This window comes from Serratia sp. HNCC26DJ206 (assembly GCF_057180605.1).
Map to the genome: position 1 here is coordinate 62,356 of NZ_JBXUGP010000025.1, position 18,477 is coordinate 80,832.

Genomic DNA, 18,477 nt, shown 5'->3' on the forward strand with positions numbered 1-18,477 from the left:
GCCGCCGCGATCACATTTCTTATCACTCCAGCGGCCGCTTATTCGATGCGGAACTGCGATTCCAGCCTGCTGACGCCCAGCCCGTTGACTTTTTTCACCTTAATCTGCACCGGGATGCGCTCTTTCATCGCTTCGACATGGCTGATCACGCCGATGGTTTTGCCGGTGGCATTGAGGCTGTCGAGGGCGTCCAGCGCGGTATCGAGCGTTTCGGCATCCAGTGTGCCGAAGCCTTCGTCAAGGAACAGTGAGTCAATGCTGGTTTTATGGCTGACCAGATCCGACAGCGCCAACGCCAGCGCCAGACTGACCAGGAAGCTCTCGCCGCCCGATAGGGTGCGAGTGTCGCGCAGAGCATCGGCCTGCCAGGTATCCACCACCTGTAGTTCCAGCGCATCGCTGGTTTTACGCTGTAACAGGTAACGCCCGTGCAAACGGCCAAGCTGGTGGTTAGCCAGATACACCAGATGATCAAGGGTTAACCCTTGGGCAAACTTGCGGAATTTGTCGCCCTCTTTTGAGCCAATTAGCTGATTGAGCGTGCTCCAGTCGTCGTACTGCTGTTGGCTTTGTGCGATCTGCTCAAACAGCGTTTGCTGGTTTAAACGGCGCTCTGCATCGCTGCTTAATTGGTTACGTACTTCCCCTTGGCGCTGTTGCAGCGTTTTTAGCTGTTCAACCAATTGATTCAGGGCTTCCGGGGTGGCAAGCGCTTCGTCCAGATCCGCCGGGCGGCTTTGGCGCTGCTGCTCCAGCGTTTGCACTGCCTGGGCCAATAAGGTGCTGGCTTGTACCTGGCGCTGCTGCAACCGTTCTTTCTCTTGCTGTAATTGCTGGCGCGCGCCCTCTTCGAGCAACGCGGCGCGCAGCGCTGCTTCATCGGCAAATTCGCTGCTGGCGAGCGCCTGTTGCCAGTGCTGTTCAGCCTGTTGTAAGCGCTCGGCATACTGCTGTTGCTGCTGTTGCAAACCGGTGAGTTGGCCCATTAAGCGATCGCGCTGTTCCTGCGCTTGGCTCAGTTGTGCTGTGGCTTGTTTCAGGGCGTGATCGCAGGCCGTTTGCGCCGCCTGCAATTGCTGGCGAACCTGCACTACCTGCTGTTCACCAAACAACGTGCTGCGTTCGCGATGCAGTTCAGCCAGGTTTTTCTCCTGTTGCTGCACCAACTGCTGCAACTTTTCAAGCTGGCGCTGGGTCTGTGCATGGTTTGTTTGCAGCAGGTTACAACGTTCGTCCAGCAGCGCGAGGTCCTGCTGGGTTTTCTGCTGCTCTTGTTGCAGCGCGTTCAACGCATCTTTGGCCTGCTGAACGGCGCGGGTGGCCCGATCGTGCTGTAACAGCCACTGCTGCGTCTGGTTCTCTTCGCTGTCGCAGGCTGCCAGCCAATCGTTCAGGCGTTGCGTGTCGTGCAGGGTAAAATCAAACGCCAGCGGTGCGCTGAGCGTTTGCCAACTTTGCAAATGCTGTTCCTGCTGCTGCTCTTGCTGTTTCAACCGCTGTTGCAGTTGTTGCTGCTGTTCTTTCAGGCTTTCACTACGCGCGCGCAGTTCGGTGCCCTGCGTATGCAGCGCTTCGGCTGTTGTACGCATTTCTACCAGGCGCAGTGCGGTTTCTGAGGGTTTAACTGCCTGATATTGGGCGATCGCCGGGTGGTGGGTGGAACCGCACAGCGGGCAGGGCTCACCGGTTTGCAGCCGGGCGCGCTCGGCTTCCAGGCTGACGATCAGTTTTTCCAGCTCGTGCGTTTTCTCAACGTCATTGAGATGGTTTTTGTGTTGTTTGTACTGTTGGCGGGTTTGCTCAAGCTGAGTTTCTGCCTCAGCCAACTGTTTCTGGCGAGCATCAAACTCCAGCCGTTGCTGCTCCAAGTGCTGCTGGCCTTGTTGAAACAGCAACGCCAAGTTGGACAACTGTTGGCGCACCGGTCGCAGCTCGGCCAGTTCGGTTTGGCGCAGACGCAGTTTCTCCTGTGGAGATTGCGTTTCCAGCGCCGCCTGCTGTTGCCGCTGTTGTTCCAGCGCGCTGGTCAACTCGGCCTGTTTCGCCTGCGATTGGCCCGCCAGAGCGGCAAGCTGTGTGCGCTGGTTTGCCAGTTGTTCCAGCGTGCGGCGTTGTTGCTCATACTGTTTTTGGTTGTCGGTAAGCTCTTTATGCGTATCAGTCAGGGTGTTTTGTAACTGGCTAATCTGCTGGTCGAGCGGCACCACTTTATCGATCAGGTTCTGCTGCCGTTGCTGGTGTTCAACCTGCGCCTGTTTGGCGGTTTGCGCCTGCTCGAACTGCTGCTGCAACGGAATAATTTGCGCTAATTGCTGTTGTTGCTGTTGCACTAACAGCGCGATCTGCTGTTGCAGGGCTAGGCTGTCTTGCTGGCAACGGTTGCGCTCATCCAGCCGCGGGCGCAGCTTTTCTGCCGGTTCGCTGCGTGCCAACTGCTGCAAGCGGGGTTCCGCCTGCTGAGTGTCCTGCTGCACGGCGCTGAGCTGTTGTTGATATTCCTGCAACTGCCGTTGGGTGCTGTGCCACTGTTGCAGCCAGTTCAACTGATGCTGGCGTTGCTGCGCCTGCTGGCTGAGCTGCTGTTCTTCAGCGCTGAGGGCGCTGAGTTGGTTTTCCAGAGTTTGGCGCTGTTCGTCATTCAATAGTTCAATACCGCTGGCGCGATGATGCAGGGCCTCCAGATCGGTTTTCGCCTGCTTGTGCTGCTCAAATACCCGCTCGGACAACCGGCCATAAATCTCGGTGCCGGTCAGTTCCTCAAGCAGTTCGGCACGATCGTTGGCGTCGGCATTGAGAAACGCGGCAAACTGCCCCTGCGACAGCATCATCGATTTAGTGAAACGGCCGAAATCCAGCCCGGTAATCGAGGCGATCAGATCCAGCTTATCCCGCACTTTATCCGCCAGGATCTTGCCGCTTTCCCGTAGCGCCAGCTCCACTTTGGGGGCTTGTAAGTTACCGGTGGGGTCGTTTTTGGCGCGGCGCTGGCTCCAGAAGGCGCGATAGCCGATGCCTTTCACCTCAAACTCCACTTCCGCCAGTGATTCAGCGGTATGGCGCGTCATCAGTTCGTTTTGGCTTGGCGTCACGTTCAGGCGCGGCGTTTGGTGATATAGCGCCAGGCAAATTGCATCCAGCAGCGTGGTTTTGCCCGCGCCGGTCGGGCCGGTAATGGCAAACAGCCCGTTGCTGGCGAAGGGTTCGGCGGTGAAGTCGATTTTCCACTCGCCCTGCAACGAGTTCAGGTTTTTCAGGCGCAGGCTCAGGATCTTCATGCGGAGGGCTCCTCATCCTGGTGTAAACTTTCGACCACCTGCTGGAACATCTGGCGCATCCTTTGCTGGCGCGGTTCTGCCATGTCGCTCTCCAGCGCCAGCCGCCGTTCGAATACGTCGCCAACGCTCAGTTCATTCAGGGTTTCTTTATCCTGCTGGGCGATCACCAGGCGGCGTTGCTCTTTACTGCGCCGCAGTAGTAATACCTCGACCGGCAGATCATCGGCCAGTTGCTGGATACGGCGTTGAATATCGCTGAGGTAATCCTGCGTGGCGACTTCGATATCCAGCCAAACCGGCAATTCCCCCTGATGATCGGCAAATTGCCGCAGTTGCTGTTCGATCTGCTGTAGATCGCCTTTGATCAACTGCATCGGCTGGAAGGTGGGGACTTCCAGCGCAGTCACCTGTTGCAGAGCACCGTCGGCGAAATCGACCATCAATACGCTTTTGGCTTTGCCCAGTTCGTCAAAGCTGAGCGGAATCGGCGAGCCGCTATAGCGTATATGTTCGGATTTAGCCACGTTCTGGGCGCGGTGAATATGGCCGAGAGCAATGTAGTCGGCCGGGGGGAAGGCCTGCGCCGGGAAGGCATCCAGCGTGCCGATGTAGATATCGCGCACCGAATCGGAGGTGGTCACCCCCACGGTAGTCAAGTGGCCGGTGGCGACGATCGGCAGTTTCAAGCCCAGCGCATCGCGGCGCGCGCAGGCCGCCTGATACAGATTATGATAATGCTCGGCAATGGCTTCCTGTAAGGCCTGCTGTTTTTGCGTGCCAGATTCCCCGGCGCGGCTGGTGAGCAGATCGCGTGGGCGCAGGAACGGGATGGCGCACAGCACCGCACCCGGTTGGCCGTCGCGCTGCTTCAGCACCAGGATCTGCGATTCGATCGCCGTTTGCGCATTGGCAATTACGGTAGTATTCAGGCAGGAAAGCAGTTCACGTGATTCATTCAGCGTGGCCACGGAATCATGATTGCCACCCAAGATCACCAACTGGCAGCCGGTATGCTGCAATTCCACCACAAAGCGGTTATACAGTTCGCGGGCATAGCTTGGCGGGGAGCCGGTATCGAACAGATCCCCGGCGACGATCAGCGCATCCACCTGCTGCTGTTCCACCTGTTCGATCAGCCAGCGCAAGAAGGCCTGGTGCTCGGCGGCGCGGCTTTTGGTGAAAAAGTATTGGCCTAGATGCCAGTCAGAAGTATGAATCAGGCGCATGATACTCCCTGCATAAAATATAATTGCGGTGATTATAAGGGGCTGAGTGCCCTGTCGTGACGTAAGCATTATGACATCTAAATGATTTTTCTTTGATCGTTAGAATAATCACTATGCTTAGAGCCGCAAAGGCAGAGGCGATTTTCATAAAAGTGTCACAAAACTGACGCATAATGGCGCCGCAAAATAGCCTAATAACACATTGGCAGGGTTGACGATGGCAAGACGCATACTGGTGGTGGAAGACGAAGCGCCGATCCGTGAGATGGTGTGCTTTGTGTTGGAACAGAATGGTTACCAACCGTTGGAAGCCGAGGATTACGACAGTGCCATTGCGCGCCTGTCCGAGCCGTTCCCTGATTTGGTGTTGCTCGATTGGATGCTGCCCGGCGGTTCTGGCATCCAGTTTATCAAGCACATGAAACGCGAAGCGCTGACCCGCGATATCCCGGTGATGATGCTGACCGCACGCGGTGAAGAAGAAGATCGGGTACGCGGCCTGGAAGTGGGGGCGGATGATTACATCACCAAACCCTTCTCGCCAAAAGAGCTGGTGGCACGCATCAAAGCGGTGATGCGCCGTATTTCACCGATGGCGGTGGAAGAAGTGATTGAAATGCAAGGGCTGAGCCTGGATCCTTCCTCACACCGGGTAATGGCAAATGAGCAGGCGCTCGATATGGGGCCGACCGAATTCAAGCTGTTACACTTCTTTATGACTCATCCTGAACGGGTTTACAGCCGCGAACAGTTGCTTAATCACGTCTGGGGCACTAACGTTTATGTAGAAGACCGTACCGTTGATGTGCATATTCGCCGGCTGCGTAAGGCGCTGGAGACCAGTGGTCATGACAAGATGGTTCAAACCGTTCGGGGCACCGGCTACCGGTTCTCAACGCGCTATTAATCGCGCAATGTTGGAGCAGATGCCGTGTTAGAACGCCTATCGTGGAAGAGGCTGGCGATTGAGCTGGCCCTTTTTTGTTTGCCTGCTTTACTGCTGGGGCTGATTTTTGGCTATTTGCCCTGGTTCCTGCTGGCTGCGGTGCTGATTGCACTGGCGTGGAATTTCTATAACCAACTCAAACTCTCTCACTGGCTGTGGGTCGATCGCAGCATGACGCCGCCGCCGGGCCGCTGGAGCTGGGAGCCGCTGTTTTACGGCTTGTATCAGATGCAGCAGCGTAACCGCCGCCGCCGCCGTGAGCTGGCGCTGTTGATCAAACGCTTTCGCAGCGGGGCGGAATCTTTGCCCGATGCGGTAGTGATGACCACCGTTGAAGGCAATATTTTCTGGTGTAACGGCTTGGCACAGCACCTGCTGGGCTTCCGCTGGCCGGAGGACAACGGCCAACATATCCTCAACCTGCTGCGCTATCCGGAATTCAGCCAATATCTGCAACAGCAGGAATTCTCCAAGCCGCTGACGCTGCAACTGAATAATGAGCACTTTGTCGAATTCCGCGTGATGCCCTATTCCGAAGGGCAACTGCTGATGGTGGCGCGTGATGTCACCCAGATGCGCCAGTTGGAAGGTGCGCGTCGTAACTTCTTCGCCAACGTCAGCCATGAGCTGCGTACCCCGCTGACGGTGTTGCAAGGCTACCTGGAGATGATGAGCGATCAGGAACTTGACGGTTCGCTGCGCGGCAAAGCGCTGAGCACCATGCAGGAGCAGACCAAACGTATGGACGGATTGGTGAAGCAACTGCTGACGCTGTCGCGCATTGAGGCGGCACCCAACATCGATATGAATGAAAAGGTCGATATCCCGCTGATGCTGCGGGTTTTGCAGCGTGAGGCGCAGTCGCTTAGCAATGGCAATCATGCGATCAGCTTCCGGGTAAACGAAAACCTCAGGGTATTTGGTAACGAGGATCAGCTGCGCAGTGCGGTATCCAACCTGGTTTACAACGCCGTTAACCATACGCCGCCGGGCACCAATCTTGAAGTGAGCTGGCAGCAAACGCCGCAGGGTGCGCAGTTCCAGGTAAGCGATAGCGGGCCGGGCATTGCTCCCGAACATATTCCACGGCTGACCGAACGTTTCTACCGCGTGGATAAGGCGCGTTCACGCCAGACCGGCGGCAGCGGGCTGGGGCTGGCGATCGTCAAACATGCGCTCAGCCACCATGATTCACGGCTGGAAATATTGAGCGAGCCCGGTATCGGCACGCGTTTCATCTTTACCCTGCCTAATCGGTTGATTGTGCCCGCCGCTTTGTCAGAGAATGCGGTGAAAAATTAACGCGTGGACTTGGTAATGGCTCGATTCACCCAAGGATTGCTGTTTTGCCTGATGCTGTTGCTCAGCCCTGGTGCGCTGGCGCAGCCGGACGGGATGCTTTCCGGCAATCTCTCCAGCGCCGGTTCCGACACGCTGGCCAATCTGATGGCGCTGTGGGGGCAGGATTTCAGCCAGCACTATCCTAACGTTAACCTGCAAATTCAGGCCGCCGGATCCTCAACGGCCCCTACCGCATTGGCGGCGGGCGCGGCGCAACTGGGGCCGATGAGCCGGCCGATGAAAGCGGCGGAAGTGGCGGCGTTTGAGCAGCGCTATGGCTATCCGCCGCTGGCGGTGCCGGTGGCCGTTGATGCGCTGGTGCTGTTGGTGCATCAGGATAATCCGTTGCGTGGGCTGAACTTGCAGCAGCTCGATCAGATCTTCTCTTCCACCCGCCGCTGTGGCGAAAACACCGCGATTCAGCGCTGGGGCGAACTGGGGCTTCAGGGCAGTTGGGCACAGCGCACGTTGCAACGTTTTGGCCGCAATTCCGCTTCTGGCACTTACGGTTATTTCAAGCTGCGTGCATTATGTGGCGGTGATTTTATGGCGCGGGTGAACGAATTGCCCGGCTCGGCTTCGGTGGTGCAGGCGGTGGCGGGATCGTTAAGCGGCATCGGCTATGCCAGCATTGGCTTTCGTGCCAGCGGGGTGCGCTTGCTGCCGCTGGCGGAATCAGGCAACAACTACGTGGCCCCGACGGAAACCAATGTGCGCAACGGCAGCTATCCGCTGGCGCGTTACCTGTATATCTACATTAATAAAGCACCTAACCAACCGCTGGAACCCTTGACCGCAGCGTTTCTTGATCGCGTGCTTTCGGTGCAGGGGCAGAGGTTGGTGAATCACGACGGTTATCTGCCGTTACCCCCGGAGACGCTGCGCAAAACGCGCATGATGCTGGGGCTGGAGCAGGCCCGCTGAGTGACAAAAATTGAGCGCATACCACGCACTGAGCGATTGGATTTTGGTGTTATCGCGCAATATTTAACCCTATGATTCACACTCTGTGAGTTTGCTGCTCAAAGATAATACAAATCATGTAGTGCATATTTATTGATAACCCCTATGATCGACTGGCTGTAAAATATTATCTGGACGATCGCTCTGCTTTCTTCGCTGCATCTTGTCTTTTGGCGCTATAAACGTTTAACTTAGCCCCCGTTGCTGGACTAAACCTCCATTCACCCTTTGGTCTTTCAAGCCTGTTGCCGTTGGCTACAGCTTGAAATCTGTCGGGGATATAACTTCTAAAATTCTGCCCATCATCATGAGTGGTCATCTTGCGAACAAGGACGAAGCGCCGGGCATTGTGCGTTTTTTGTGCTTTTTGTCTCTGAATGCAATGGCAGACCAGCAACCCAATTCAGGCATTTTGCCACCACACTGGCGGAAATTTATTCATTTTTACAGGCAACACAGCATCCTATGAGTCAGCGTTTAACATCAAAAGATATTCTGGCGTTGGGGTTTATGACCTTCGCCTTGTTCGTCGGTGCCGGGAACATTATCTTCCCGCCGATGGTGGGTTTGCAGTCCGGCGAGCACGTCTGGACTGCGGCACTCGGTTTTCTGATCACCGCCGTGGGTTTACCGGTGATAACGGTGATCGCGCTGGCGCGCGTGGGTGGCGGTGTTGATGCACTGAGTACGCCGATTGGCCGCAGCGCAGGTTTGCTGCTGGCGACGGTGTGCTATCTGGCCGTCGGCCCGCTATTTGCCACTCCGCGTACCGCTACCGTTTCCTTTGAAGTGGGGATTGCCCCGTTGACCGGTGACGGCCCACTGCCGCTGTTCATCTATAGCCTGGTTTATTTTACGTTGGTGATCGGTATTTCGCTGTATCCGGGCCGCTTGCTCGATACCGTGGGCCATATTCTGGCTCCGCTGAAGATCGTGGCGCTGGCTGTTCTGGGCATTGCCGCACTGGTGTGGCCTGCCGGGGCACCGATTCCGGCGGTAGAGGCTTACCAGAGCGTGCCTTTCTCCTCCGGTTTCGTGAATGGTTACCTGACCATGGATACGCTCGGGGCGATGGTGTTCGGCATCGTGATCGTCAACGCTGCACGTTCGCGTGGGGTGAAAGATGCCGGTCTGCTGACCCGTTATACTATTCTGGCGGGGTTGATCGCCGGTATCGGGCTGACGCTGGTCTATCTGAGCCTGTTCAAACTGGGTTCCGGCAGCGGCGTGTTGACGCCTGATGCCACCAACGGCGCGGTGATCCTGCATGCTTATGTGCAGAATACCTTTGGCGGTTTGGGGAGTTTCTTCCTGGCGGCGCTGATCTTTATCGCCTGTATGGTCACGGCGGTGGGCCTGACCTGTGCCTGCGCCGAGTTCTTTGAGCAGTACCTGCCGTTCTCTTACAAGACGCTGGTGTTTATTCTGGGCCTGTTCTCGATGTTGGTTTCCAACCTTGGTCTGAGCCATCTGATTAAGATCTCGATCCCGGTGCTGACCGCAATTTATCCTCCTTGCATCGTGCTGGTGGTGCTGAGCTTCACTCTGCGTTGGTGGAACAGTAGTTCACGAATTGTGGCGCCAGTGATGTTAGTCAGCCTGTTGTTTGGTATTCTTGACGCCGTGAAAGCGTCCAGCTTCCAGCATCTGATGCCAGCATGGACCGATAATCTGCCGCTGGCGGTGCAGGGTTTGGCATGGTTGCCACCTTCGCTGCTGATGTTGGCGCTGGTCGCAATTTATGATCGGGTTTTTGCACGCAGCCGCGAAGTGACTGTGCACTCATAAACCTGCGGTCTTAACTTTGGGCCACGGACTTGTCCGTGGCTTTTGTTCGTTTAAAGGGACAGGTCATTTCCATGCAACAACAATCATCCACCACAGCACCCAATAAGCTGAAGCGTGGCCTCAGTACGCGTCACATTCGCTTTATGGCTCTCGGTTCCGCTATCGGTACCGGTTTATTCTACGGTTCTGCTGAAGCGATCCGCATGGCGGGCCCCAGCGTTCTGCTGGCTTACCTGATCGGCGGTATCATCGCTTTTATCATCATGCGCGCACTGGGCGAAATGTCGGTCAACAACCCGCAGGCCGGTTCGTTCTCACGCTATGCCCAAGATTACCTTGGCCCGATGGCCGGTTACATCACCGGTTGGACCTACTGCTTTGAAATCCTGATCGTGGCGATTGCCGACGTGACGGCGTTCGGCATCTATATGGGCGTCTGGTTCCCCGAGGTGCAGCACTGGATCTGGGTATTGAGCATTGTGCTGATCATCGGTGCGATTAACCTGATGAGTGTGAAGGTGTTTGGTGAACTGGAGTTCTGGTTCTCCTTCTTCAAAGTGGCCACCATTATCGTCATGATCGCAGCCGGTGTCGGTATCATTATCTGGGGCATTGGCAACGGCGGCCAAGCGACCGGTATTAGCAATCTGTGGACGAACGGCGGCTTCTTCAGCAACGGCTTTATCGGCATGCTGCTGTCGCTGCAACTGGTGATGTTTGCCTATGGTGGCATCGAGATTATCGGTATTACCGCCGGTGAGGCCAAAGATCCGAAAGTGTCGATTCCGAAAGCCATCAACTCGGTGCCATGGCGCATTCTGGTGTTCTATGTAGGGACGCTGTTTGTCATCATGTCGATCTACCCGTGGAACCAGGTCGGCACCAGCGGCAGCCCGTTTGTTCTCACCTTCCAGCACATGGGGATCACCATGGCGGCAGGCATCCTTAACTTTGTGGTGATCACCGCGTCGCTGTCGGCGATCAACAGCAATGTGTTCGGTGTTGGCCGTATGATGCACGGCTTGGCAGAGCAGGGCCATGCACCGAAGGTATTCAGTAAAATCTCTAAACACGGTATTCCGTGGGTGACGGTAGTGGTGATGATGGCAGCGCTGCTGATTGCCGTATACCTCAACTATGTGATGCCGAAAGACGTATTCCTGGTGATTGCCTCACTGGCGACCTTTGCTACCGTGTGGGTGTGGATTATGATCCTGATCTCGCAGATCGCTTTCCGCCGCAGCTTGAGCAAAGACCAGGTGAATAAGTTGGACTTCCCGCTGCGTGGCGGCGTGTTTACGTCGGTGATTGCCATCATCTTCCTGGTGTTCATCATTGGTCTGATCGGCTACTTCCCAACCACCCGCGTTTCTTTGTATGCCGGGTTGGTGTGGGTCGCGCTACTGCTGCTGGGTTACTACATCAAAGTGAGCCGCCAGAAGAAGCTGGCAGGATTGGCAACACAGCAAGATTGATGTGAAAAATACCGGCCCTGATCCGCAGGGCCGGTATGGTTGATGATAAACCCGAGATACTCGGGCCTAGCGCACCGAGGGGCGCTCCGGCGGCTTACGCCGCTACGACCCCTTCGGCACGCTCTCCCTAATAACCGGCTTTGTTAGCGCTCTGAAATATTGGCCCTGACTCTCAGGGCCGATTATTGTTATAGATCTACCCCTTCCAGATTTGTTCAAAAAACCCTCTCAACATCAACAATGCGTTAGCTTTGGTTTTTACCCTGGGATCCGCATCTCCACCCCTCAACTCATCCCTGAGTTTGTCGAACAGAGAGGAGGGGAAATGGCACTCGACGTGGCATTGTTCGGGGCATTAAATAGTGCCGTCTATTACATCAGGAGAACCTTAATGCTTAACGCCTGGCATCAACCCGTTCCCCCTTTCGTGGTGAAGAAAGGGCAACGTCTGGAGATCACACTTTGGGTGCAGGGGGATGATCTGCCCGAACAGATCCTCTTACGCACCGAATCGGACAATGAGGAATGGCTGCTGAAAATGAAGGCGCAGGCCTCGGAAGGCTTGTGGCGCTATCATGCCAGCTTGGCGCTCAATGAGGGCGAGGCCACCCGGCGCTACTGTTTTAAGCTGCTGTGGGCCGATCGTCAGCAGTGGTTTGGCCCGCAGGGCTGGTCGTTGATACCGCCAGGGCAACTGGCACAGTTTGCGATCGATGAGCCGAATCATTGCCCGATGTGGGTGGCCGATCAGGTGTTTTACCAGATATTCCCCGATCGTTTTGCCAGCAGCGGTGCAGCGTATGGGATTAAAAGCGGCAGCTATCGCCATCATGCGGCGGGTTGCAATGTGGTACGCCGCGATTGGCAACATCCGCTGGAAGAGAAACATGCGGCTTCGACTTTCTACGGCGGCGATCTGGATGGCATCAGCGAGAAACTGCCCTACCTGCAACAGCTTGGCGTGACGGCGTTGTATCTCAACCCGATCTTCACCTCACCGAGCGTGCATAAATACGACACAGACGATTATTATCAGGTCGATCCATATTTTGGCGGCAATGAAGCGCTACAGCGTTTGCGAGTAAGCACTCACAAGGTGGGCATGAAAATGCTGTTGGACGGGGTTTTCAACCATACCGGCGATTCGCACCCGTGGTTTGATCGCTATCAGCAGGCCGATCAGGGCGCTTGCCATAACCCGGATTCCCCTTATCGCGGCTGGTTTAATTTCTACCCGGATGGCGAGGCGCTAACCTGGAAAGGCCATACCAATCTGCCCAAGCTCAATTTTGCTGAACCACAGGTGGTGGATGTTATTTATCGCGCCAACAGCAGCGTGGTGCGCCATTGGATGCGGCCGCCTTACAGTATCGACGGTTGGCGGCTGGATGTGGTGCATATGCTGGGGGAGAACGGCGGAGCAGAGGGTAATTTGCACCATTTGGCTGGGATTTATCAGGCGGTCAAGCAGGAGAACCCGGAAGCCTATGTTTTGGGCGAGCATTTTGGCGATGCCCGTCGTTGGTTGCATGCCGGAGTCGAAGACGCCGCCATGAACTATGTGGGCTTTGCCTTACCGGTGCGGGCGTTTCTAGCGGGCCAGGACGTAGCCTATCATCCGGTACAGATTGATGCGGCCGTTTGCGCAGAGTGGATGGATGGCTATCGTGCCGGGTTGCCGCACCATCGTCAGCTTATTCAGTTTAACCAACTGGACAGCCACGACACCGCACGCTTTTTGACGATGTTGGAAAATAACTCCCAGCGCATGCAGATGGCGGCGGTGTGGCTAATGAGCTGGATCGGGGTACCTTGCCTGTATTATGGCGACGAAATCGGTTTGGACGGCGGCAACGATCCGTTCTGCCGTAAGACCTTCCCGTGGGATGAAAGCCAGTGGGATCACCAACTGCTACATCTGTTCCAACGCCTGATTGCGCTGCGTAAGCAGAGTAAAGCGCTGCGGCGCGGCGGTTGCCAGGTGCTGTATGCCGCAGGAGAAACGCTGGTGTTTGTACGTACTTACCAGCAAGAGCAGGTGCTGGTGGCGTTGCAACGCAGCGGCAGCGGCGAAGCAGTATTGCCATACAGCCCGCTGTTGGCTAAAGGGCAATGGCAACGGTTAGAAGGGGAAAGCGAACTCAGCGCAACAGACACGGGGCTGCAACTGCGGCTAGGTGCTGAATCTGCTTCGCTTTGGCGGCTTAACCGCTGAATATTTAGCCACTCTTTCCAACCAGCTGAGCGTTGCTATTGATCGCAACGCTCAGTTCATTCCCCACCTTATTCTTCAATGTATGCCCTCTGCTAATGTGATCACGATCGGAAATCTGTAGCACTTTTAGACTAGATGTTAATGAACTGTGACTTCGTTCAAACATTTGTTTTCTAAGCTTTGGTTATATGATGCTCAATGTTTACGTTGTCATTTATGGTTTTTATGGGTGTTATATGTCTAATATGATGAAATATATCAATTAACAGTCATGTTGGATTTTTTAAAACTAAAAATGACAACGTCAACATTTTGGTTTTTAGCCTGATAAAGTTGATAATGGAGAGTGAAATGAACCAGTTACCAGAGAAGATGCGAGCGGTGGTTTGCCATGGCCCACAGGACTACCGTTTTGAACAGGTGCCGACGCCGTTGCCAAAAGCCAAGGAGTTGGTGATCAAAGTTGAAGGCTGTGGGATCTGCGCCGGGGACTGTAAATGTAAAAACGGTGCCCAAATGTTCTGGGGCGAAACGCCTTGGGTAAAACCGCCAGTGGTGCCGGGCCACGAGTTTTATGGCCGCATCGTCGCCATGGGCGAAGGTACTGAGAAAAAGTACCGGATTGGTGAGCGGGTGATCGCCGAGCAGATCGTGCCTTGCTGGGAATGCCGTTACTGTAAGTCTGGCAGTTATTGGATGTGCGAAACACACAATATCTACGGTTTCCAGAAAGATGTCGCCGAAGGCGGGATGGCGGAATACATGCGCTTTTCGGAAAACGCTATCGTGCATAAGATCCCGGAAAGCCTCAGCCACGAAGATGCGGTGCTGATCGAACCGATGGCCTGTGCCATCCACACCGTTGCGCGCGGTGATATCCAACTGGATGACGTGGTGGTGCTGGCCGGTGCCGGGCCGCTGGGTTTGTGCATGGTGCAGGTTGCGCGGTTGAAAACGCCGAAAAAACTGATCGTGATCGATGCCATTGATGAGCGTCTGGAGCTTGCCAAAGAATTTGGCGCAGACGTGGTGATCAACCCGCTGAAAGAAGATGCTGATAAAATCGTCAAGTCATTAACCGGCGGCTATGGTTGTGATGTGTATATCGAAGCGACCGGGGCGCCGATTGGCGTTACCCAAGGCTTGCAGATGATCCGCAAGCTGGGGCGCTTTGTTGAGTTCAGCGTATTTGGCAAAGAAACCACCGTCGACTGGTCAATTATTGGCGATCGCAAAGAGTTGGATATCCGTGGTGCGCATTTGGCACCTTACAGCTATGAAATCGCCATCGATCTGTTTGAGCGTGGTCTGGTGACATCCAGAGGCGTGGTCACCCACAGTTATTCATTAAACGATTGGGATCAGGCTTTTGCAATCGCTGACTCAACGGATTCTATTAAGGTTATTTTGGTTCCTTAACTCTCGATTTTTAAACGACGATTTAAATGCTTTTTACCAAGCATGGGATGCTATTGCTGTTAAATATACTCTAAATAATTCGAGTTGCAGGAAGGCGGCAAGCTTGATCACCCCAGGAACATAGATAACTATGTGACTGGGGTGATCAAGCGCAGCCAACGCGCATGCAACTTGAAGTATGACGAGTATAGGTTAATTCATATTGTTGTTCTGATAATAATGACTACCCTACAGGAGAATAAAATATGTTTTCTTTTATCAAAAAAACGCTGCCGGTTATTCTGGCAGGCGGCATGCTGATTGCCAGTCAATCAGTAATTGCCAAGCAAATTACGATTGGTGTTTCTTTTCAGGAGATGAATAACGAATATTTTGTTTCAATGAAGCAGGCATTAGAACAGGCGGCGAATGATATTGGTGCCAAGGTGTATATCGCCGATGCTCGTCACGATGTATCCAAGCAGATTAATGACGTTGAAGATATGCTGCAAAAGAAAGTGGATATTTTGCTGATTAACCCGACGGATTCGGTTGGCGTGCAGTCGGCGGTGATTGCGGCCCATAAAGCCGGGGCGGTCGTGGTGGCGATCGATGCCCAGGCCGAAGGCCCGCTGGATTCCTTCGTCGGATCAGAAAACTATGATGCCGGTTTCCAGGCCGGTGAATACCTGGCGAAATCACTGGGTAACAAGGGCAAAGTGGCGATCCTGGATGGCATCCCGGTGGTGCCGATTCTTGAACGCGTGCGCGGCTTTGAGGATGCGATTAAAAAGCACCCGGAGATGAAGATCGTCACCAAGCAAAACGGCAAGCAAGAGCGTGATACCGCACTGACGGTGACCGAAAACATGCTGCAATCCACGCCCGATCTGGCCGGTATTTTCAGCGTTAACGACGTAGGCGCCTTGGGAGCCTTAGCGGCGATTGAAAGCAACGGTGCCAAGGTCAAACTGGTGAGCGTTGATGGTCACCCTGAAGCGATTAAAGAGATCCTGAAGCCGAACTCACCGTTTATCGCCACCTCCGCCCAGTTCCCGCGCGATCAGATGCGTATTGCCCTGGGAATTGCGCTGGCGCGCCACTGGGGTGCCAACGTACCGAAGACCATTCCGGTGAAAGTGAAACTGATCGACAGCAGCAACGCGGCCGGTTTTAGCTGGTAAGCGCTTGTTATCGCTCTGCCCTGTGGTGGAGCGACAGATACCCTAAATAATTCGAGTTGCAGGAAGGCGGCAACGCAGCGAATCCCCAGGAACATAGTCCACTATGTGACTGGGGTGAGCGAGGAAAGCCAACGCACATGCAGCTTGAAGTATGACGGGTATACTCGGAGGAGTTTATCGTGACGGCATTATTAGAATTAAAGCAGATTAAAAAATCCTTTCCGGGTGTGAAAGCATTGGACGGTATTGATCTCACTATTCAACCCGGCCAGATACATGCCTTGCTGGGGGAGAATGGTGCCGGTAAATCAACGCTGGTTAAAATCATGTGCGGCATTCATCAACCGGACTCCGGCGAAATAATGATCGAAGGTAACCAGCAGCACTTCGATAATTACCGTCAGGCTATTGATGCCGGTGTGGGAATAATATTTCAGGAGTTCTCATTAATTCCTTACATGAACGCCATCGACAATATATTCCTCAATCGGGAAATCAAAAACCAATGGGGATTATTAGACCGAAAAACCATGCGCAGAAAGGCCGAGTCGATATTCAAACGCCTGGCGGTGAATATCGATCTCGATTGCCCGGTTGAACAACTCAGCGTTGCTCAGCAGCAGTTTGTCGAGATTGCCAAAGCGCTGTCGCTGGATGCGCGCGTTTTGGTGTTGGACGAACCCACGGCTACGTTAACCCCAGGCGAAGCCGAACACCTGTTCAGCGTAATGAACGATCTGAAATTGCTCGGCGTCGGCATGGTGTTTATCTCCCATCATCTGGACGAAATCTTCACCGTCTGCGACCAGATTACCGTGCTGCGCGACGGCACCTATGTACAGACGTTGCCCACGGCGGACACCAACGTGGATGAACTGGTGAAGCTGATGGTCGGGCGCAAAATCGAGAACGCTTTTCCGCCGAAGCTGCACGCGGTAGACACCTCGGTACGCCTGTTGGAAGCCAGCATCCAACGCAGCAAACAGCAGCAGGAAGATAATTTCCATCTGTTCAAAGGGGAAATTCTGGGCTTTGCCGGGTTAGTAGGCTCAGGCCGCACAGAAACGGTATCCGCATTGATTGGTGCAAGTGCTTGCTATCGCAAACGGGTCAGTCTCTGCGGGCAACCCGTAACGCTGCGTAACCCGGCAGAGGCGCTGAAGCAAGGTATCGGTCTGCTGCCGGAAAGCCGCAAAACCGAAGGGTTGGTATTGCCGTTTTCCGTGGCCCAGAACATCACGCTTAATCGCCACGAGCGCTTCGGCAAGATTTTTGTCAATAGCCACAAGGACAACGCCAATGTGTGCCGTCTGATCCGTGAAGTTGGGGTGAAAACGCCGGATCCGGATACGGCAGTCAACACCCTGAGCGGCGGTAATCAACAGAAAGTGGTCATTGCCCGCTGGCTGAACAATGACTGTAACATTCTTATTTTTGATGAGCCGACACGCGGGATTGACGTTGGTGCGAAGTCTGAAATCTATCAGATGATGCAGCAGCTCACGCAGGAAGGCATTTCTATCATCATGATTTCATCAGAGTTACCGGAAATTATCGGCGTTTGCGATCGCGTTCTGGTATTCCGCGCTGGCCACATTGTGGCCGAATTAGCCGGTGATGAAATCGAGTCTCACAACATCATGCTTCACGCGACCGGGAGTGCATTATGATCGGAATTGAACAGTCTCCAACTACCGGCTATGCCCCAAAGCAGAGCCTCGGCAAGCGCTGGGATAAATGGTTGCACCACCCTGCCGTGCTGCCATTTATCGGTTTTGTCATCCTGTTCTTATTGATGAGCCTGTTTAATGACAGCTTTCTTACGGTCAATAACCTGACCAACGTAGCGCGGCAGGTATCAATTAACGCCATTATCGCGGTGGGGATGACCTGCGCGATCCTGACCGGGGGGATCGATCTCTCGGTCGGGCCGGTGATGGCGCTGTCTGGCTCGATCGCCGCCGGATTGATGCTCGGTGGCGTCCCGATTCCACTGGCGATGGTCGCTGCGCTGCTGATTGGCGCTCTGTTCGGCCTCGCTAACGGCGCGTGCATTGCTTATCTGCGCATGCCGCCGATCATCGTGACGCTGGCGTCAATGGGCATCGCCCGCGGTTTGGCGCTGCTGTACACCGGGGGTTATCCGATTTCCGGGCTGCCAGAGATGTTCTCCTTCTTCGGGCGCGGTTCATTCCTGGGCATACAGGTGCCGATCCTGATCATGGCTGGCGTGTATGTTCTGGCATGGCTGATGCTCAACCATCTGCCGTTCGGCCGCTATGTTTACGCCATTGGTGGCAACGAAGAGGCCGCGCGCCTGAGCGGTATTCGCGTATCTCGCTATAAGGTGTTGGTGTACGTGGTCAGCGGGGTTACTGCGGCGCTGGCGGGGTTGGTCTTGACCTCACGCCTGATGAGCGGGCAACCGAACGCCGGTGATGGCTTTGAACTGGATGCTATCGCCGCCGTGGTACTGGGCGGGGCGGCGATCTCCGGTGGACGCGGGGCGATTATTGGCACTCTGGTCGGCGCGATGATGCTTGGCGTACTGAACAACGGCCTCAATCTGATGAGCGTCTCACCCTACATTCAGAACGTGGTTAAGGGCGGCATTATTCTCGCGGCCATTTACCTCAGTTCTAGCCGCCGTAAATAACGGCAGGGGC

The 18,477-nt window shown here is 54.8% G+C and carries 12 protein-coding genes; 10 read left to right on the forward strand and 2 right to left on the reverse strand.

What is annotated here, in order from left to right:
* Nucleotides 1-38 precede the first annotated feature (38 nt).
* Both sbcC and sbcD read right to left on the reverse strand, forming a co-directional pair.
* Nucleotides 39-3,275: an exonuclease subunit SbcC gene (sbcC, locus tag AC2A1E_RS17180; protein ID WP_484384757.1), complete on the reverse strand. Its 3,237-nt coding sequence runs from the start codon at nucleotides 3,273-3,275 to the stop codon at nucleotides 39-41.
* Nucleotides 3,272-4,501: an exonuclease subunit SbcD gene (gene sbcD, locus AC2A1E_RS17185; protein ID WP_484384758.1), complete on the reverse strand. Its 1,230-nt coding sequence runs from the start codon at nucleotides 4,499-4,501 to the stop codon at nucleotides 3,272-3,274. Before sbcD ends, sbcC begins: the two co-directional genes overlap by 4 nt.
* 217 nt (nucleotides 4,502-4,718) lie before the next feature.
* Between sbcD and phoB the strand changes: the two genes are divergently transcribed.
* The 10 genes from phoB to AC2A1E_RS17235 all read left to right on the forward strand — a co-directional run bounded on the left by phoB (nucleotide 4,719) and on the right by AC2A1E_RS17235 (nucleotide 18,467).
* Nucleotides 4,719-5,408, forward strand: coding sequence for a phosphate response regulator transcription factor PhoB (gene phoB / locus AC2A1E_RS17190; RefSeq protein WP_459399676.1), 690 nt, complete (start codon nucleotides 4,719-4,721; stop codon nucleotides 5,406-5,408).
* A 24-nt stretch (nucleotides 5,409-5,432) separates the two neighbouring features.
* Nucleotides 5,433-6,749, forward strand: coding sequence for a phosphate regulon sensor histidine kinase PhoR (gene phoR, locus AC2A1E_RS17195; protein ID WP_484384759.1), 1,317 nt, complete (start codon nucleotides 5,433-5,435; stop codon nucleotides 6,747-6,749).
* 15 nt (nucleotides 6,750-6,764) lie between these two features.
* Nucleotides 6,765-7,712 (forward strand): PstS family phosphate ABC transporter substrate-binding protein, encoded by a 948-nt coding sequence (locus AC2A1E_RS17200; RefSeq protein WP_484384760.1) that lies wholly within the window; start codon nucleotides 6,765-6,767, stop codon nucleotides 7,710-7,712.
* 504 nt (nucleotides 7,713-8,216) lie between these two features.
* Entirely contained in the window at nucleotides 8,217-9,539 is a 1,323-nt protein-coding gene (brnQ, locus tag AC2A1E_RS17205) for a branched-chain amino acid transport system II carrier protein (RefSeq protein WP_459399673.1), read from the forward strand.
* Nucleotides 9,540-9,610: 71 nt separating this feature from the next.
* Complete coding sequence (gene proY, locus AC2A1E_RS17210; protein ID WP_484384761.1) at nucleotides 9,611-11,014, forward strand: proline-specific permease ProY; 1,404 nt, start codon at nucleotides 9,611-9,613, stop codon at nucleotides 11,012-11,014.
* A 391-nt stretch (nucleotides 11,015-11,405) separates the two neighbouring features.
* Nucleotides 11,406-13,229 (forward strand): maltodextrin glucosidase, encoded by a 1,824-nt coding sequence (gene malZ, locus AC2A1E_RS17215; RefSeq protein ID WP_484384777.1) that lies wholly within the window; start codon nucleotides 11,406-11,408, stop codon nucleotides 13,227-13,229.
* Nucleotides 13,230-13,580: 351 nt separating this feature from the next.
* Entirely contained in the window at nucleotides 13,581-14,648 is a 1,068-nt protein-coding gene (locus tag AC2A1E_RS17220; protein ID WP_484384762.1) for a zinc-binding dehydrogenase, read from the forward strand.
* A 245-nt stretch (nucleotides 14,649-14,893) separates the two neighbouring features.
* A complete protein-coding gene (locus AC2A1E_RS17225) occupies nucleotides 14,894-15,811 on the forward strand; it encodes an ABC transporter substrate-binding protein (RefSeq protein WP_484384763.1) in 918 nt (305 codons plus the stop codon).
* Nucleotides 15,812-15,990: 179 nt separating this feature from the next.
* Nucleotides 15,991-17,481 (forward strand): sugar ABC transporter ATP-binding protein, encoded by a 1,491-nt coding sequence (locus AC2A1E_RS17230; RefSeq protein WP_484384764.1) that lies wholly within the window; start codon nucleotides 15,991-15,993, stop codon nucleotides 17,479-17,481.
* A complete protein-coding gene (locus AC2A1E_RS17235; RefSeq protein WP_484384765.1) occupies nucleotides 17,478-18,467 on the forward strand; it encodes an ABC transporter permease in 990 nt (329 codons plus the stop codon). The genes AC2A1E_RS17230 and AC2A1E_RS17235 overlap by 4 nt, the downstream gene beginning before the upstream one ends.
* Nucleotides 18,468-18,477: the final 10 nt, after the last annotated feature.

What these genes read in the sequence shown, in the direction of transcription:
- sbcC (WP_484384757.1), bottom strand. Translation starts at nt 3,275, where the DNA reads ATGAAGATCCTGAGCCTGCGCCTGAAAAACCTGAACTCGTTGCAGGGC.
- sbcD (WP_484384758.1), bottom strand. Translation starts at nt 4,501, where the DNA reads ATGCGCCTGATTCATACTTCTGACTGGCATCTAGGCCAATACTTTTTC.
- phoB (WP_459399676.1), top strand. Translation starts at nt 4,719, where the DNA reads ATGGCAAGACGCATACTGGTGGTGGAAGACGAAGCGCCGATCCGTGAG.
- AC2A1E_RS17200 (WP_484384760.1), top strand. Translation starts at nt 6,765, where the DNA reads ATGGCTCGATTCACCCAAGGATTGCTGTTTTGCCTGATGCTGTTGCTC.
- brnQ (WP_459399673.1), top strand. Translation starts at nt 8,217, where the DNA reads ATGAGTCAGCGTTTAACATCAAAAGATATTCTGGCGTTGGGGTTTATG.
- proY (WP_484384761.1), top strand. Translation starts at nt 9,611, where the DNA reads ATGCAACAACAATCATCCACCACAGCACCCAATAAGCTGAAGCGTGGC.
- malZ (WP_484384777.1), top strand. Translation starts at nt 11,406, where the DNA reads ATGCTTAACGCCTGGCATCAACCCGTTCCCCCTTTCGTGGTGAAGAAA.
- AC2A1E_RS17220 (WP_484384762.1), top strand. Translation starts at nt 13,581, where the DNA reads ATGAACCAGTTACCAGAGAAGATGCGAGCGGTGGTTTGCCATGGCCCA.
- AC2A1E_RS17225 (WP_484384763.1), top strand. Translation starts at nt 14,894, where the DNA reads ATGTTTTCTTTTATCAAAAAAACGCTGCCGGTTATTCTGGCAGGCGGC.
- AC2A1E_RS17235 (WP_484384765.1), top strand. Translation starts at nt 17,478, where the DNA reads ATGATCGGAATTGAACAGTCTCCAACTACCGGCTATGCCCCAAAGCAG.